General features: G+C 69.3%; 19 protein-coding genes. 17 read left to right on the forward strand and 2 right to left on the reverse strand.

Annotation, left to right across the window (positions count from 1 at the left end; genetic code table 11):
• Positions 1–241, forward strand: a 241-nt coding sequence (locus tag ACHZD8_RS13245) for a M23 family metallopeptidase (protein ID WP_394770898.1), incomplete at its 5' end; no start/stop codon positions are given.
• A gap of 99 nt (positions 242–340) precedes the next feature.
• Here the strand turns inward: ACHZD8_RS13245 and ACHZD8_RS13250 are convergent.
• Positions 341–835: an inorganic diphosphatase gene (locus tag ACHZD8_RS13250; protein ID WP_394770899.1), complete on the reverse strand. Its 495-nt coding sequence runs from the start codon at positions 833–835 to the stop codon at positions 341–343.
• Positions 836–882: 47 nt separating this feature from the next.
• On the opposite strand from ACHZD8_RS13250, the gene tilS reads away from it, so the two are divergent.
• From tilS to ACHZD8_RS13330, 16 genes are all read left to right on the forward strand, one after another.
• The gene (gene tilS, locus ACHZD8_RS13255) at positions 883–1,950 is read left to right on the forward strand and encodes a tRNA lysidine(34) synthetase TilS (RefSeq protein ID WP_394770900.1); all 1,068 of its coding nucleotides are present in this window, start codon (positions 883–885) and stop codon (positions 1,948–1,950) included.
• 12 nt (positions 1,951–1,962) lie between these two features.
• Positions 1,963–2,520 (forward strand): hypoxanthine phosphoribosyltransferase, encoded by a 558-nt coding sequence (gene hpt / locus ACHZD8_RS13260; protein WP_394770901.1) that lies wholly within the window; start codon positions 1,963–1,965, stop codon positions 2,518–2,520.
• Between the two features lie 226 nt (positions 2,521–2,746).
• Positions 2,747–4,741: an ATP-dependent zinc metalloprotease FtsH gene (gene ftsH, locus ACHZD8_RS13265; RefSeq protein WP_394770902.1), complete on the forward strand. Its 1,995-nt coding sequence runs from the start codon at positions 2,747–2,749 to the stop codon at positions 4,739–4,741.
• A 28-nt stretch (positions 4,742–4,769) separates the two neighbouring features.
• Positions 4,770–5,369: a GTP cyclohydrolase I FolE gene (folE, locus tag ACHZD8_RS13270; RefSeq protein WP_394770903.1), complete on the forward strand. Its 600-nt coding sequence runs from the start codon at positions 4,770–4,772 to the stop codon at positions 5,367–5,369.
• Positions 5,362–6,204, forward strand: coding sequence for a dihydropteroate synthase (folP, locus tag ACHZD8_RS13275; protein WP_394770904.1), 843 nt, complete (start codon positions 5,362–5,364; stop codon positions 6,202–6,204). Before folE ends, folP begins: the two co-directional genes overlap by 8 nt.
• On the forward strand, positions 6,201–6,575 hold the full coding sequence (gene folB, locus ACHZD8_RS13280; protein WP_394770905.1) for a dihydroneopterin aldolase: 375 nt from the start codon (positions 6,201–6,203) through the stop codon (positions 6,573–6,575). The genes folP and folB overlap by 4 nt, the downstream gene beginning before the upstream one ends.
• Positions 6,572–7,135: a 2-amino-4-hydroxy-6-hydroxymethyldihydropteridine diphosphokinase gene (folK, locus tag ACHZD8_RS13285; RefSeq protein WP_394770906.1), complete on the forward strand. Its 564-nt coding sequence runs from the start codon at positions 6,572–6,574 to the stop codon at positions 7,133–7,135. The genes folB and folK overlap by 4 nt, the downstream gene beginning before the upstream one ends.
• Entirely contained in the window at positions 7,132–7,617 is a 486-nt protein-coding gene (locus ACHZD8_RS13290) for a DUF3180 domain-containing protein (protein WP_394770907.1), read from the forward strand. Before folK ends, ACHZD8_RS13290 begins: the two co-directional genes overlap by 4 nt.
• Positions 7,618–7,638: 21 nt before the next feature.
• Positions 7,639–8,121, forward strand: a complete 483-nt coding sequence (locus ACHZD8_RS13295; RefSeq protein ID WP_394770908.1) for a PH domain-containing protein — start codon at positions 7,639–7,641, stop codon at positions 8,119–8,121.
• Positions 8,118–9,668 (forward strand): PH domain-containing protein, encoded by a 1,551-nt coding sequence (locus ACHZD8_RS13300; protein ID WP_394770909.1) that lies wholly within the window; start codon positions 8,118–8,120, stop codon positions 9,666–9,668. Before ACHZD8_RS13295 ends, ACHZD8_RS13300 begins: the two co-directional genes overlap by 4 nt.
• A complete protein-coding gene (locus ACHZD8_RS13305; RefSeq protein ID WP_394770910.1) occupies positions 9,665–10,393 on the forward strand; it encodes a Rossmann-like and DUF2520 domain-containing protein in 729 nt (242 codons plus the stop codon). Before ACHZD8_RS13300 ends, ACHZD8_RS13305 begins: the two co-directional genes overlap by 4 nt.
• Before the next feature lie 43 nt (positions 10,394–10,436).
• The gene (gene panC / locus ACHZD8_RS13310; RefSeq protein ID WP_394770911.1) at positions 10,437–11,300 is read left to right on the forward strand and encodes a pantoate--beta-alanine ligase; all 864 of its coding nucleotides are present in this window, start codon (positions 10,437–10,439) and stop codon (positions 11,298–11,300) included.
• A gap of 55 nt (positions 11,301–11,355) precedes the next feature.
• Positions 11,356–12,867 (forward strand): lysine--tRNA ligase, encoded by a 1,512-nt coding sequence (lysS, locus tag ACHZD8_RS13315; RefSeq protein ID WP_394770912.1) that lies wholly within the window; start codon positions 11,356–11,358, stop codon positions 12,865–12,867.
• A gap of 6 nt (positions 12,868–12,873) precedes the next feature.
• Entirely contained in the window at positions 12,874–13,014 is a 141-nt protein-coding gene (locus ACHZD8_RS13320; protein ID WP_394770913.1) for a hypothetical protein, read from the forward strand.
• Between the two features lie 33 nt (positions 13,015–13,047).
• A complete protein-coding gene (locus ACHZD8_RS13325; protein ID WP_394770914.1) occupies positions 13,048–13,236 on the forward strand; it encodes a hypothetical protein in 189 nt (62 codons plus the stop codon).
• 71 nt (positions 13,237–13,307) lie between these two features.
• Positions 13,308–14,177 (forward strand): LacI family DNA-binding transcriptional regulator, encoded by an 870-nt coding sequence (locus ACHZD8_RS13330; RefSeq protein WP_394770915.1) that lies wholly within the window; start codon positions 13,308–13,310, stop codon positions 14,175–14,177.
• A 118-nt stretch (positions 14,178–14,295) separates the two neighbouring features.
• Here the strand turns inward: ACHZD8_RS13330 and ACHZD8_RS13335 are convergent.
• On the reverse strand, positions 14,296–14,614 hold a 319-nt coding region (locus ACHZD8_RS13335), incomplete at its 5' end, for an ROK family protein (protein WP_394770916.1).

A 14,614-nucleotide genomic window follows, 5' to 3' on the forward strand; every position in this document is an offset into this window, starting at 1 on the left:
CGGCTACGGCAACTTCATCCTGCTCAACAACGGTGACAGCATCTCCACCGGCTACGGCCACATCGTCGCCGGCGGAATCCTGGTGAGAATCGGCCAGCAGGTGAGCGCGGGTCAACAGATCGCCCTCGTCGGCAGCACGGGCAACTCCACGGGGTGCCACCTGCACTTCGAGGTTCGTCCGAACGGAACGGCGATCGACGCGGCCCCGTTCATGCAGGCCCGCGGCGCTGCCCTCGGCTAACCGGCGATCTCGCTCCCGGTCCGCGGCTCAACCATCGCGAACGCCGAAACGCCCGCGCCGGCGACCAACACCAACGCGGGCGACCCCGGCCCGTCGTGTCTAGTGGGCGCCCTCGGCGGCCAGCTTCGCGATGCCGGCCTGTACGATCGCCTCGGCCTCCGCCGCGTTGCCCCACCCCTCGGTCTTGACCCACTTGCCGGGCTCGAGGTCCTTGTAGTGCTCGAAGAAGTGCTCGATCTCCTTGCGGGTGTATTCCGGGATGTCGTCGACATCCTGGATCCACGACCAGCGCGGGTCCTTCGACTGCACGGCGATGACCTTGGCGTCCGAGCCGCCGTCATCCGTCATGTTGAAGACGGCGACCGGGCGAACCGAAAGGCCGACCCCGGGGAAGAGTGGGTAGTCGAGCAGCACGAGCACGTCGACCGGGTCGCCGTCGAGACCGAGCGTGTTCTCGAAGAACCCGTAATCGGTGGGATAGACGAAGCCCGTGAACAGCACGCGGTCGAGGAAGACGCGACCGGTCTTGTGGTCGACTTCGTACTTGTTCCTGCTGCCCTTGGGGATCTCGATGATCGCGTCGTAGCTGGCCATGGCAGTGCACTCCTTGGTTCGGGGGTTTGCTGCAATAACGTTATCGGATGGAGACTCGGCCCAGACTGACGCCCGCGATCGCCGATGTGCGGCGCGCGGTTCGTGCGGCCCTGCCGCCCGGCGGGTCTGCGACCCCGGCCTCCGAAATCGGCCGACCGACATCAGCCGGCGGGGGCGGGGCGCCCGTGCTGGTCGCGCTCAGTGGCGGGCCGGATTCGCTCGCGCTCGCCGCGGCCACCGCGTTCGAGGCGGCCCGGGCGGGCATCCGCGCCGGGGCGGTGATCGTGGACCACGGTCTCCAGCCGGGCTCGGCGGATGTCGCGGCGAGGGCCGCTCGGCAGGCCCGCGATCTGGGGCTGGACCCGGTCATCGTGACGACGGTCGAGGTGGGAACGGCCGGCGGGCCGGAGGCCGCGGCCCGCGACGCCCGGTATGCCGCGCTCGCCGAGGCCGCCCGCGAGACCGGCGCGACGGCGGTGCTGCTCGGCCACACCCGCGACGACCAGGCCGAGTCTGTGCTGCTCGGCATTGCCCGCGGGAGCGGCCTCGGCAGCCTCAAGGGAATGGCGCCCGTGTCCGGAATCTACCGGCGTCCCCTGCTCGGGATCACCCGCGCGACCACGGTTCGGTTCTGCGCCGACTCCGGGCTGCAACCGTGGAACGATCCGCAGAACGACGACGAGCGGTTCTCCCGCGTTCGCGTGCGCACGACCGTGATCCCGATGCTCGAGCGCGAACTGGGCCCGGGTTTCGCCGAGGCTCTGGCCCGCACCGCCGACCTGGCGCGGGAGGACACCGACGCCCTCGACCAGTTCGCCGCCGACCAGCTCGAGGAGCTGGCGGAACACGCCGAGGCGGGGATCTCGCTCCCGGCTCGGGCGCTCGAACACGATCCCCCCGCGCTGAGGCAGCGGATCATCCGCGCCACCGTGCTCGCCGAGTTCGGCGTGAGTCTCTCCCGCACGCAGACACTCCAGGTCGCGCAGCTCGTGACCGACTGGCACGGGCAGGCCGCCATCGACCTTCCCGGGGTCAGCGTCGAGCGGGTGGGTGGACTGCTGCACTTCCGCTCCACCCGGGGTGAACCCGGCGCCGAGGAGCGGACGGGCCGATGAAAGAATGGGGCAATGGAATACAGCGACATCGCCGATGACCTCGAGAGCGTACTCATCACCGAGCAGGAGATCCACGACAAGATCGCCGAACTCGCCCGCCGCATCGAGGCGGACTACGCGGGGGAGCGGCTGCTCCTCGTGGGAGTGCTGCGCGGCGCGGTGATGGTGATGGCGGATCTCGCCCGCGAGCTGACGCTGCCCATCGAGATGGACTGGATGGCGGTGTCGTCGTACGGATCGGGAACCCAGTCCTCCGGCGTGGTGCGCATCCTCAAGGACCTCGACACCGACCTGCACGGGCGCAAGGTGCTGATCGTGGAGGACATCATCGACTCGGGCCTCACCCTCTCCTGGCTGCGGGCCAACCTCGGCACCCGCGGCGCGGATTCGGTGGAGATCTGCGCGCTGCTGCGCAAGCCGGCCGCCGCGAAGCTCGCCGTCGACGTGCGCTACGTCGGCTTCGAAATCCCCAACGCGTTCGTGGTCGGCTACGGCCTCGACTACGCCGAAAAGTATCGCAACTACCGCGACATCGGAATCCTCGCACCGCACGTCTATTCGTCGCAGTGAATCCGGGCCCACGCGACGCAGTCCGCACGATCCCGCACTTGGATCGGGCGGCGGCATCGTGGGTGGGCCCACGCGACGCAGTCCGCACGATCCCGCACTTGGATCGGGCGGCGGCATCGTGGGGATTACGCCCACGGCAAACACGCAGCGGTCATCCAGCGGTGCTCCGGTAGCCTAGGCCTCACATTCTTCGTCAGAAAGGTGACGGGCCCGAGCCCGGAACACTATGGACTACAAGCGCTTTCTTCGCGGCCCGCTGATCTATATCCTGCTGGCCGTCATCGTCGTTTCCGTGGGATTCAGCCTCCTCAGCGGTTCGGGGTTCAAGGAGATCACGACCAAGCAGGGGCTCGAGCTGCTCAAGTCCGACAAGGTCGCCTCCGCGAAGATCGTCGATGCCGAGCAGCGAGTGGACCTCGTGCTCACCGACGCGGGCACCGATGGCAAGCAGGTGCAGTTCTACTACGCCGCTCCGCGCGGCGCGGAGATCGTCAACGCGATCACCGCAGCGAACCCCAAGACCTTCGACGACCAGGTCGACAAGGGCAACTTCCTCACCTCCCTGCTCGGCCTCGTGATCCCGTTCGTGATCATCGGCCTCATCTTCTGGTTCCTGCTCTCCAGCATGCAGGGCGGCGGATCCAAGGTCATGCAGTTCGGCAAGTCCAAGGCCAAGCTCGTCTCCAAGGAGAGCCCCAAGGTCACGTTCGCGGATGTCGCGGGGGCCGACGAGGCGATCGAAGAGCTCGAAGAGATCAAGGACTTCCTCAAGGAGCCGGCCAAGTTCCAGGCCGTCGGCGCCCGAATCCCGAAGGGCGTGCTGCTGTACGGCCCTCCAGGAACCGGCAAGACACTGCTCGCCCGGGCCGTCGCCGGCGAGGCGAACGTGCCCTTCTACTCGATCTCCGGATCGGACTTCGTGGAGATGTTCGTGGGCGTCGGCGCGAGCCGTGTGCGCGACCTCTTCGCCCAGGCCAAGGAGAACTCCCCGGCCATCATCTTCGTCGATGAGATCGACGCCGTCGGCCGCCACCGCGGCTCTGGCATGGGCGGCGGGCACGACGAGCGCGAGCAGACCCTCAACCAGCTCCTGGTGGAGATGGACGGCTTCGACGTGAAGACCAACGTCATCCTCATCGCCGCGACTAACCGTCCGGACATCCTCGACCCCGCCCTGCTGCGCCCGGGCCGCTTCGACCGCCAGATCGGCGTGGACGCGCCCGACCTGCTCGGCCGCAAGCAGATCCTCGAGGTGCACGGCAAGGGCAAGCCGCTCGCCGCCGGGGTCGACCTCGAGGTCGTCGCCCGCAAGACGCCGGGGTTCACCGGCGCCGACCTGGCCAACGTGCTCAACGAGGCGGCGCTGCTCACCGCGCGCTCGAACGCGCAGCTGATCGACAACCGCGCTCTCGACGAGGCGATCGACCGAGTGATGGCCGGACCGCAGCGCCGCACCCGGGTGATGCGCGATCACGAGAAGCTCATCACGGCCTACCACGAGGGCGGCCACGCGCTCGTCGCGACGGCGATGCGCAACACCGACCCCGTGACCAAGGTCACGATCCTGCCGCGCGGTCGCGCCCTCGGCTACACGATGGTTCTCCCGCTCGAGGACCGCTACTCGGTGAGCCGCAACGAACTGCTCGACCAGCTCGCCTACGCCATGGGCGGCCGGGTGGCCGAAGAGGTCGTCTTCCACGACCCGACGACCGGGGCGTCCAACGACATCGAGAAGGCCACGTCCACGGCCCGCAAGATGGTCACCGAGTTCGGCATGAGCGCCAGCATCGGGTCGGTCAAGCTCGGTTCCGGATCGGGTGAGATGTTCCTCGGCCGCGACATGGGCAGCCAGCGCGACTACTCCGAGCGTCTCTCCGAGCAGGTGGACGCCGAGGTGCGTGCCCTGATCGAGAAGGCCCACGACGAGGCCTGGGAGGTGCTGAACGAGAACCGGGACATCCTGGACAGGCTCGCGACCGCGCTCCTGGAGAAGGAGACGCTCGACCACAACGAGCTGGCCGAGATCTTCAAGGACGTGAAGAAGATGCCGGAGCGCCCGCAGTGGCTCTCCAGCGACAAGCGCCCGGTCTCGAACCAGCCGCCGGTGCTCGTGCCGCAGAAGGCCGCGATCGACCCCGGTGTCGTGGACGGCGACGTCACGTCCGAGCCGCCCAAGAAGGCCCGCGCGCCGCGCAAACGTCCCGGCATCGCCACAGCCTGAGCAGGGTCCGACCGCCCGAAGGGGACCAGTGACCACATCCACACCCGGGCCGATCGACGCGGCCCGGATCGAAGCGGCCGTGCTCGAGATCCTCGCCGCCATCGGCGAGGATCCCGGCCGGCCCGGTCTTCGTTCCACCCCCCAGCGCGTCGCGCAGTCCTACGGGGAGTTCTTCGGCGGACTCGGTGTCGACCCGCAGGTGCACCTCGCGGACAGCGAGGAGTTCTCCGCGGTGAGCGGCGACCAGGGCGAACTCGTGCTGCTTCGTGACATCGAGTTCCGCTCCATCTGCGAGCATCACCTGCTGCCGTTTTCTGGGGTGGCGCACGTGGCGTATCTGCCCCGCACCAGGATCATCGGGCTCGGCCGCATTCCGCGCGTCGTGGAGACCCTCGCCGCTCGGCCGCAGCTGCAGGAGCGCCTGACCGAGGAGATCGCGGACGCCCTGCAGACCGGGCTCGACCCCCGGGGAGTGCTCGTGGTGCTGACCGCGACCCACGGCTGCGTCTCCGACCGCGGTGTTCGCCAGTCAAAGAGCTCCACCGTGACGATGGCAACCCGTGGCATGCTCAAGGAACCGCTCGAACGTGCGGAGATCATGGCCATGATTGGAGCGCAACGTGAGTAGCGAGCTCGTCTCGTTGAGACCGTACCGACCGATCGGTCTCTCGCGGCCACGGATCATGGGCATTGTGAACGTGACGCCGGACTCGTTCAGCGACGGGGGCCGGTACGAACAGGTCGACACCGCGGTGGAACACGCCATGGGGCTCGCCCTGGCCGGCGCCCAGCTGATCGACGTGGGAGGCGAGTCCACCCGCCCGGGCGCAGAGAGGCTCCCCGTGGACGAGGAGCAGCGGCGCGTGCTGCCGGTGATCCGGGAGCTCGTGGACCGCGGCATCCCGGTGAGCGTCGACACGATGAACGCCTCCACCGCCGTCGCGGCCGCGGAACTCGGTGTCGTGATGATCAACGACGTGTCAGGAGGGCTCGCGGACGAGGGGATGCCCCGCGTCGCCGCCGAGACCGGACTGCACTTCGTGGCCATGCACTGGCGAGGCCACAGCTCCACGATGCAGGACAACGCCGTCTACACGAACGTGCTGCGCGACGTGCGCAACGAGCTGAAGCTCCGGGTGGCGGAACTCATCGTCAACGGGGTACGCCCCGACCGCATCATCCTCGACCCGGGCATCGGCTTCGCGAAGACGGGCGAACAGAACTGGCAGTTGCTGGCCAACCTTCCGGCGCTCAACACGATCGGCTACCCCGTGCTGATCGGAGCGTCGCGCAAGAGGTTCCTCGCGAAGCTGCTGGAGAACGACGCCCCGCCGACCGAGCGAGACACCGCGACCGCGACCGTGAGCGCGCTCGCGGCCCAGGCCGGGGTCTGGGGCGTGCGTGTGCACAACGTTGCAGCGACCAAGGCCGCCCTCGACGTGTGGGAGGAGATGCAGCCGTGAACTACGCAGACACCATCGCGTTGACCGGGTTGCGGGTCTTCGCCCACCACGGGGTGCTCGACCACGAGCGGGAGAACGGCCAGGAGTTCGTGATCGACGTGCGTCTCTCGCTGGACCTCGCGGCCGCGGCCGAGACCGACGATGTCGCCCGGACTGTTCACTACGGCGTGCTCGCCGAGCAGATTGCGGCCGCCGTGTCGAGCGACCCGGTGAACCTCATCGAGACCGTCGCCGAGCGCGTCGCGGATGTCGTGCTCGCGCACGAGCTCGTTCTGCTGGTGAGCGTGACGGTGCACAAGCCGGAGGCGCCCATCAGCGTCCCGTTCGACGACGTCTCGGTGACCGTGACGAGGGGACGCGGGGGAGCGTGACGCGTCAACGCATCGTGCTGCCGGCCGTCATCGCACTCGGATCCAACCTCGGCGACCGAGAGGCGAACCTGCGAGACGCGGTGCGCGAGATCGGATCCCTCGACGGAGTGATCGTGACGGCGGTATCGGGGATCGTGGAATCGCACGCGGTCAAGCCGGACGGCGTGGACGAGTCGTCGCCGAACTACCTCAACGCCGTCGTGCTCGTGCGCAGCGCGCTGCACCCCGACGACCTGCTCGACGCCCTCAACCGGATCGAGGCGGAGCACGGTCGGGTGCGCGAGGAGCGCTGGGGCGACCGCACCCTCGACCTCGACATAGTGGCCTTCGACGGCCTTCGCCGGGACGACGAGCGGCTGACGCTGCCGCATCCCCGGGCCTGGCAGCGACCGTTCGTGCTCGTGCCTTGGCTGCAGGCAGACCCCGACGCGGAGCTTTCCGGGCATGGCAGAGTGGACGCACTGGCGGCGGCGGTGTCGCCGGAGGTGTGGGCATTCGATGCGGCTCCACTGAACGAGCAGGCGACGACCAGTACGAACCGGGATCGGCGGGGGAAATGAAACGCACCAGCATCGGGACTCTCGTGCTGCTGGCCGTGATCGGCGCGCTCGGCGGGGGCTTCGCGGAGACCGGGCTGGCCGTGGCGGGGAGGCCGATCATCCTTCCTCCCCTCACCCTCTCGGTGGCTCTCGCGCTGATCGGCGCGATCGTCGTGTGGCTCGCCGTGCCGATCAGGCGTCTCACGAAGGGCAAGGCGAAGGCCCCCATCGACCCGTTCTACGCGACCCGCGTGCTGATGCTGGCCAAGGCTTGCGCGCTGAGCGGGGCGCTGCTCACCGGACTCGGCGCCGGCATCGCGTTGTACCTCCTCACCCGGTCGGTGGTGCCAGGGGTAGGCTCTGTTGGGCCAGCGATCGCCACCCTTGTCGGTGCCGGACTGCTGCTGGCGGCGGGGCTCATTGCGGAGCACATGTGCACGATTCTGCCCAGCGACGATGACGACGACGAGTCTGGCAAGAAGACCGTCAGGGTTCGGCCGTAGGGCCCCAGCGGAGGAGCGCACGTGAACCGAATCGAACTTCCGCAGACCGGTGAGTGGCGCCGGGTCTCGCCCAAGCTCATCGCCGTGGAGCTCGTGAGCGGTGCGGTGTTCCTGCTCGCCGTCTCGGCCGTCGGCATCGGCATGTGGTACCTCGGCATCGGCTGGCTCGCGATCGGACTCTGGGCCATCGCGCTGGTCGCCCTCATCAACCTCGCCTTCACACCGCGGCGCGTTCGGGCCATCGGCTACCAGCTTCGGGACGACGACCTGCTGTTCCGGCGCGGCATCATGTGGCAGCGTTTCGTGGCCGTGCCGTACGGCCGGATGCAGCTCGTCGACATCAATCGCGGCCCGATCGCGCGCGGCCTCGGACTCAGCGAGCTCAAGTTCGTCACGGCCGCCGCGGCGGCCGGGGTGACGATCCCCGGACTCCCCGAGGCCGAGGCCGACGAGCTCCGGGACCACCTCGTGTTGCTCGCGGAAAGCCGCCGGGCCGGGCTGTGAGCGACACCGACCACGCGGGCGCCGTGCGGGAGGTGCCGGAGACTGTTGCTCGCCTCACCGACGGGCAGTGGCATCGGCTGCACCCGGCCTCCCCGCTGCTGCGGGGCGGCATCGCGCTCATCGCCATCCTCGGTGTGGTCGTCTCCAACCTGCGCGAGCGGTTCGTCGGGCTCTTCCTGCCGCGGTTCGACGAGGAGGGCGACCCGGTCGACTACATTCTCAGCCACGGCATCATCGTGCAGGCCCTGCTCGTGATCGTCGGGGTGCTGCTCGTGCTGATCACGGTGTTCTATGTGTCCTGGCGCATGCACAGCTTCCGCATCACCAACGAGGTCGTCGAGGTGCGGTCCGGCATCCTGTTCCGCACGAACCGCAAGGCTCGGCTCGACCGCATCCAGGGAATCAACATCGTTCGCCCGTTCTTCGCTCGCCTCTTCGGCGCCGCGAAGATGGAGATCAGCCAGGCCGGCCACGACGCCAACGTGCACCTGGCCTATCTGGGGTCGGCGGCGGCGGATGACCTGCGCCGGGAGATCCTGCGCCTCGCCTCCGGCACGCGCACCGCGGCCCGGCCGTTGTCCGGTGTCGCCTCGGCGGACAACCTGCTCGACCGGAGGCTCGGCGAGTTCCTCGCCCCCGAGCTCGACCCGGACGCCGCCCCGCCGGAGTCGGTTGTGAACCTGCACCTCGGGCGGCTGATCGGCTCCATCCTGCTAAGCGAGGCGACCCTCTTCGCCATCGCCATCGTGGTGGCCGGCACCATCTGGATCACCAGCACCGGCCAGTATTACGCCCTCTTCTTCGCGCTGCCGAGCCTCATCGGCTTCGGCGGGTACTACGTGCGCCGGTTCACCCGGTCGCTGCGCTACTCCATCGCCGGCACGCCCGACGGGGTGCGGATCGGCTTCGGCCTCCTCTCCACGAGCAACGAGACCCTGCCGCCCGGACGCATCCACTCGGTGGAGGTGAGCCAGTCCGTGCTCTGGCGGCCGGCCGGCTGGTGGCAGATCCGGGTGAACCGGGCGAGCCACTCGTCAAGCCGAGGGGCCGCCAACCAGGCCAACACGACGATCCTGCCGGTGGGCAACCTAGACGACGCCCGGCGCGTGCTCGAACTGATGCTTCCCGACCTCGTCGGCGAGGCGGCCGTGGCCGTGATCGAGAAGGGGCTCGTCTCCCGGGGCAACGACGCCTTCACCACCTCGCCGCGCCGCGCCGCGTGGCTGCTTCCGCTCTCCTGGCGGCGCAACGGCTTCCTGATCGCGGGCGGCTCACTCGTGCTGCGCAAGGGGGCGATCTGGCGTCGGATCATCATCGTGCCCCAGCCACGCCTGCAGAGCGTGGCGCTGAGCCAGGGCCCGGTGCTGCGCGCGCTGGGCCTCGCCGACGTGCACCTGCACACCGTGGCCGGACCCATCCGGGCCACTCTCGAGGCGATCGACAAGGATGCCGCCGTCGGGTTCTTCGGTGACGTGGCCCAGCTCGCCGTGCTGGCCGGTCAGAGCGACACCTCGCATCGCTGGCGCTCGGGCGAGGCAGAGGCATGAGCGACTCGTTCGTCGGCGGGGCGCCGGACGCGAACCCGCGGCACCGCACGGGTCGCCTTGGCGTGGGGATCATCGGCGCGGGGCGCGTCGGGCCGGTGCTCGGCGCGGCCCTCGCCGGGGCCGGGCACGCGATCGTGGGCATCTCCGCGATCTCGGAGGCGAGCCGCGAGCGCGCCGAGGTGATGCTGCCGGGAGCCCCGATCCTCGAGGTGCCGGACCTCATCGAGCGGAGCGAACTGGTGATCCTGGCCGTGCCGGCCAGCGAACTGCTGGCGCTCGTCACCGGCCTGGCCGCGACCGGGGCGTGGCAGCCGGGCCAACTGGTGGTGCACACCGCGGCCGAATTCGGCACGGAGGTGCTCGCGGCGGCCACCGCCGCCGGGGCGATACCGCTCGCCATCCATCCGGCCATGTCCTTCACCGGCACGAGCATCGACCTGACCCAGCTGTTCGGCAGCTATTTCGCCGTGACCGCGCCGGCCCCGGTGCAGCCGATCGGTCAGGCGCTCGTGGTGGAGATGGGCGGCGAACCGATAGTCGTGGCCGAGAAGGACCGGCCGGCCTACGCGGAGGCGATCGCCACGGCCACGAGCTTTTCGAGCGCGATCGTCGACCAGGCGACGGCGCTGCTGGCCGGAATCGGGGTCGAGGAGCCGGGGGAGATGCTCGCGCCCCTCGTGCGCTCGTCGGTGGAGATCGCCCTTCGCCGGGCGCAGCGCCCGTAGTCACCGGCGAGGCTCCCCCGGTGCGGAGCACTAGCATCGAGGGGTGCCCACCGCCGTTGCCGAGACCATCACCGAACTGCGCTCCCTGCTCGCCGACGAGCGCGCGGCGGGCCGGCGGGTCGCCCTGGTCCCCACGATGGGCGCTCTCCACGACGGCCACCTGGCCCTGATCGAGCGGGCGGGCGAGATCGCGGACACCGTCGTGGTCTCGATCTTCGTCAACCCCCTTCAGTTCGGTCCGACCGAGGATCTCGACAAATACCCGCGCACCCTCGCCGACGACCTGGCCAAGGTCGACCGCCTGGGTGTGGACTTCGTCTTCGCGCCGACGGCGCTGGAGATGTATCCGTCTGGGCCGACCGAGACGCGGGTCACGGCCGGTGCCGTCGGTTCGCTCTACGAGGGTCGTTCCAGAATGGGCCACTTCGACGGCGTGCTGACGGTGGTCTCCAAACTCCTCAACATCGTGCAGCCGGACTTCGTTCTCTTCGGCCAGAAGGATGCCCAGCAGGTGTTCCTCGTCGGCCGCATGGTGCGCGATCTCAACGTGCCGGTGCGAGTCGAGGTCGTGTCCACCGTGCGCGATTCGGGCGGCCTCGCCCTCTCGAGCCGCAACCGCTTCCTGGACGCCCGGGAACTGCGTGCGGCGCGCGGACTGTCCATCGCGCTCGAGGCGGCGGAGTCCTCGGCGGATCGCGGCATCGACGCGGTGCTCGCGGCCGCCCAGTCGGTGCTGATGGGGGAGTCCCTCGTGCAGCTCGACTACCTCACGATCGTGCACCCGGACACCTTCCTGCCCGTGGACGACGACCACCACGGCAAGGCGATCGTGCTCGTGGCGGCGCGGGTCGGCTCGACGCGGCTCATCGACAACGCGACGATCTACCTCAGGGGCACGCGCTCCTGAGCTGCCTCCCGGCCACCGTAAACTTGGGGCGAGTCACAATCCCCTGGAGCAACGAATGAGTGAGACGACCGCCGTGCACGAGCCAGCAGCCGAACCGACGGACGAGGAACTGTCCGAGCAGACCCAGGTGCGGCTCGCCAAGCGCGCGCGGCTGATCGAATCCGGCGCCGAGGCCTACCCGGTCTCGCTGCCGATCACCACGACCATTCCGGCCGTGCGGGCGAAATACCCGAACCTCGAGACGGATGCCACCACCGGCGAGACGGTCGGCGTGGCCGGCCGCGTCGTGCACCTCCGCAACACCGGCAAGCTCTGCTTCGCCTCGCTGCAGTCCGGCGACGGCGCCCGCATCCAGGCCATGGTGTCGCTGGCCGAGGTGGGGCAGGAGTCGCTCGACGGCTGGAAGGATCTCGTAGACCTCGGCGACCACGTCTTCGTGTCCGGCGAGGTCATCTCGAGCCGCCGCGGCGAGCTGAGCGTGCTCGTGAAGGAGTGGAAGGTGGCGTCGAAGGCGGTGCGTCCGCTGCCGAACCTGCACGCCGAGCTGAGCGAAGAGACGCGGGTGCGCAGCCGCTACCTCGACCTCATCGCGCGCGAGGGAGCGCGGCAGATGGTGCGCAGCCGCTCCCGCGCGGTCGCGTCGCTGCGTGCGACCTTCGACCACCACGGCTACATCGAGGTCGAGACGCCGATGCTGCAGACCATGCACGGTGGAGCATCCGCCCGTCCTTTCATCACCCACAGCAACGCCTTCGACACCGAGCTGTTCCTGCGGATCGCGCCGGAACTCTTCCTCAAGCGCGCGGTGGTGGGCGGAATCGAGCGCGTCTTCGAGATCAACCGCAACTTCCGCAACGAGGGTGCCGACTCCACGCACTCCCCGGAGTTCGCCATGCTCGAGGCCTACCAGGCCTACGGCGACTACAACCAGATGGCGGACCTCACGCAGGAGATGATCCAGAACGCCGCGTTCGATGCCGAGGGCAGCCACGTGGTGACCTGGGCGGACGGCACGCGCTACGACTTCGGCGGCGAGTGGGACCGCATCAGCATGTACGACTCGCTGAATGCCGCGTCCGGCTGGCAGGTGACCGCCGAGACGACGCTCGACGAGCTTCTCGCGCTGGCGCAGACCGTGGCGGTGGAGGTGCAGCAACCCACCCACGGCAAGCTCGTGGAGGAGCTGTGGGAGCACTTCGTTAAGCCCACCCTCGAGCGGCCCACCTTCGTGATGGACTTCCCGGTCGACACGTCGCCTCTCGTGCGCGCCCATCGCTCCAAGCCCGGCCTCGTGGAGAAGTGGGATCTCTACGTGCGCGGATTCGAACTCGCCACGGGCTACTCCGAGCTCGTCGACCCCGTCGTGCAGCGTGAGCGCTTCGTGGAGCAGGCCAAGCTCGCCGCTGCCGGGGACCTCGAGGCCATGCGCCTCGACGAGGAGTTCCTGCGCGCGCTCGAATACGGGATGCCGCCGAGCGGCGGGATGGGCATGGGCATCGACCGGCTCCTGATGGCACTCACCGGGCTCGGCATTCGCGAGACCATCCTCTTCCCCCTCGTGAAGTAGGCGACCATGACCATGCCACCGCAGGATCCCAAGGACAAAGACCCGAAGAAGCTGTCGGCCACGCGGGTGGCCCTCTGGGTGCTCGTGGCCGGGTTCGGGCTCTACTACGTGATCTCCGGCATCATCGGGGTGCTGCAGCACGGATAGTCCTCTCCCAGCGGGAGGACGTATTCTGGACTGGTGATCGAGAACTTCTGGTGGGGCGCGCTCTTCTCCGTGACGCCAACCATTCTCGTGGGCCTCATCTTCTGGCTCGTGATGCGGTCGATCTTCCGCGCCGACCGCACGGAGCGCAAGGTCTACGCCGAGATCGAGGCCGAGGAACGGGCCAGGCTCAACCAGCCGAAACCGGACACCCGCGAGGCCTGAGCGCGCCGTCGCGACCCCGCGGCGGGAGCGCGTCGCGAGCCGCCGGGCTCGGAGTGCGCGATACTGCATCAGTGCCACCTGAACCCCGCCACGCGGCGACCGCCGCCGCCACGTCCGTCGGAATCATCATCCGCCGCTCGCCGCGCATGCTCGGGATCGAGCCGTTCTACGCCGAATTCATCGCCGGGATGGATGACCGGCTCGCGCCGCACAACGGGTCGGTTCTGCTTCAGGTGGTGCCCACCCTCGAGCGGGAGCTGGAGAGCTACGAGCGCTGGGCGTCGTCCGGACAGGTGTCCGCCGTCGTGCTGGGCGACCTCGTAGAGAACGATGTGCGTCCCAACTTCCTGCACGACCTCGGCATCCCCACCCTCGTGCTCGGCGAGCCGGAGCTGCCTCCGGGGATCTCGGCGATCAGGGTCGACAACTACGCGGCGATGTCTGAGGCCGTCGCCCGGCTGGTGGGGCTCGGCCACACCCGCATCGGACGCGTGTCTGGTCCGCCCGGCCTCTTCCACACGAGGCAGCGGACGCTCGCCTTCGAGTCGGCGACCGCCGCGGCGGGGATCGTCGGCTCGACGGCGGTGGGCGACTACACCGAGGAGGGTGGGGAGGTGGCCACGCGGTCGCTCCTGTCGGCCCCGCTGCCCCCGACCTGCATCATCTACGACAACGACACCATGGCCGTGGCCGGCCTCGGCGTCGCCTACGAGCTGGGCGTCGTGGTGCCGGGTGCACTCTCGATTCTGGCCTGGGATGACTCGACCCTCTGCCGGCTCGCGGTGCCGCCGCTGTCGGCGATGAATACCGACGTGCACGCGCTCGGCGAGCTCGCGGCGGGGGCGATACTTGATCTTCTGGCGGGTGCGCCCGCGTCGACAATCGCGGCGCCTGCGCCGCGCTTCGTCTCGCGCGGGTCGGTGGCGGCTCCCGCCGCCTGACGGCTACCGGCTGCGCCGCGGCCGTGCCGCTGCAACTCGGGCCATTGCGGACAAACGGGGCCGGCGTGCTGGCCCGGGTTGCCCGCACTGGCCCGGACGGGGTTAGTGGAAGGCCGGGCTACTGGAAGGTGTAGCTGAGCGACTGGCCGTTCGGGCGCCGCCGATCGAGCGGGGTGAGCTCGCTCCGCAGCACCAGCACGGCTCCGCCGACGGCGGCGGCGTCCGCCCCGCTCGCGGACAGGATCACGCTCACCGGGTGCACGTTTCGAACGAAGCTGGACCGGTCGAGTTGCGCCTGGATCGCCGACAGGTAGATCGATCCCGCGGCGGCGAAGCTCGGACCGCCAAGCACGATGAGGTCGAGATCGAAGAGGTTGACCAGCGTGACGGCGGCGTGGCCGAGGTATCTGGCGGAGGTGGCGATGAGGTCGTGCGCC

The sequence above is a fragment of the Lacisediminihabitans sp. genome, assembly GCF_043726815.1.
GTDB lineage: Bacteria > Actinomycetota > Actinomycetes > Actinomycetales > Microbacteriaceae > Lacisediminihabitans.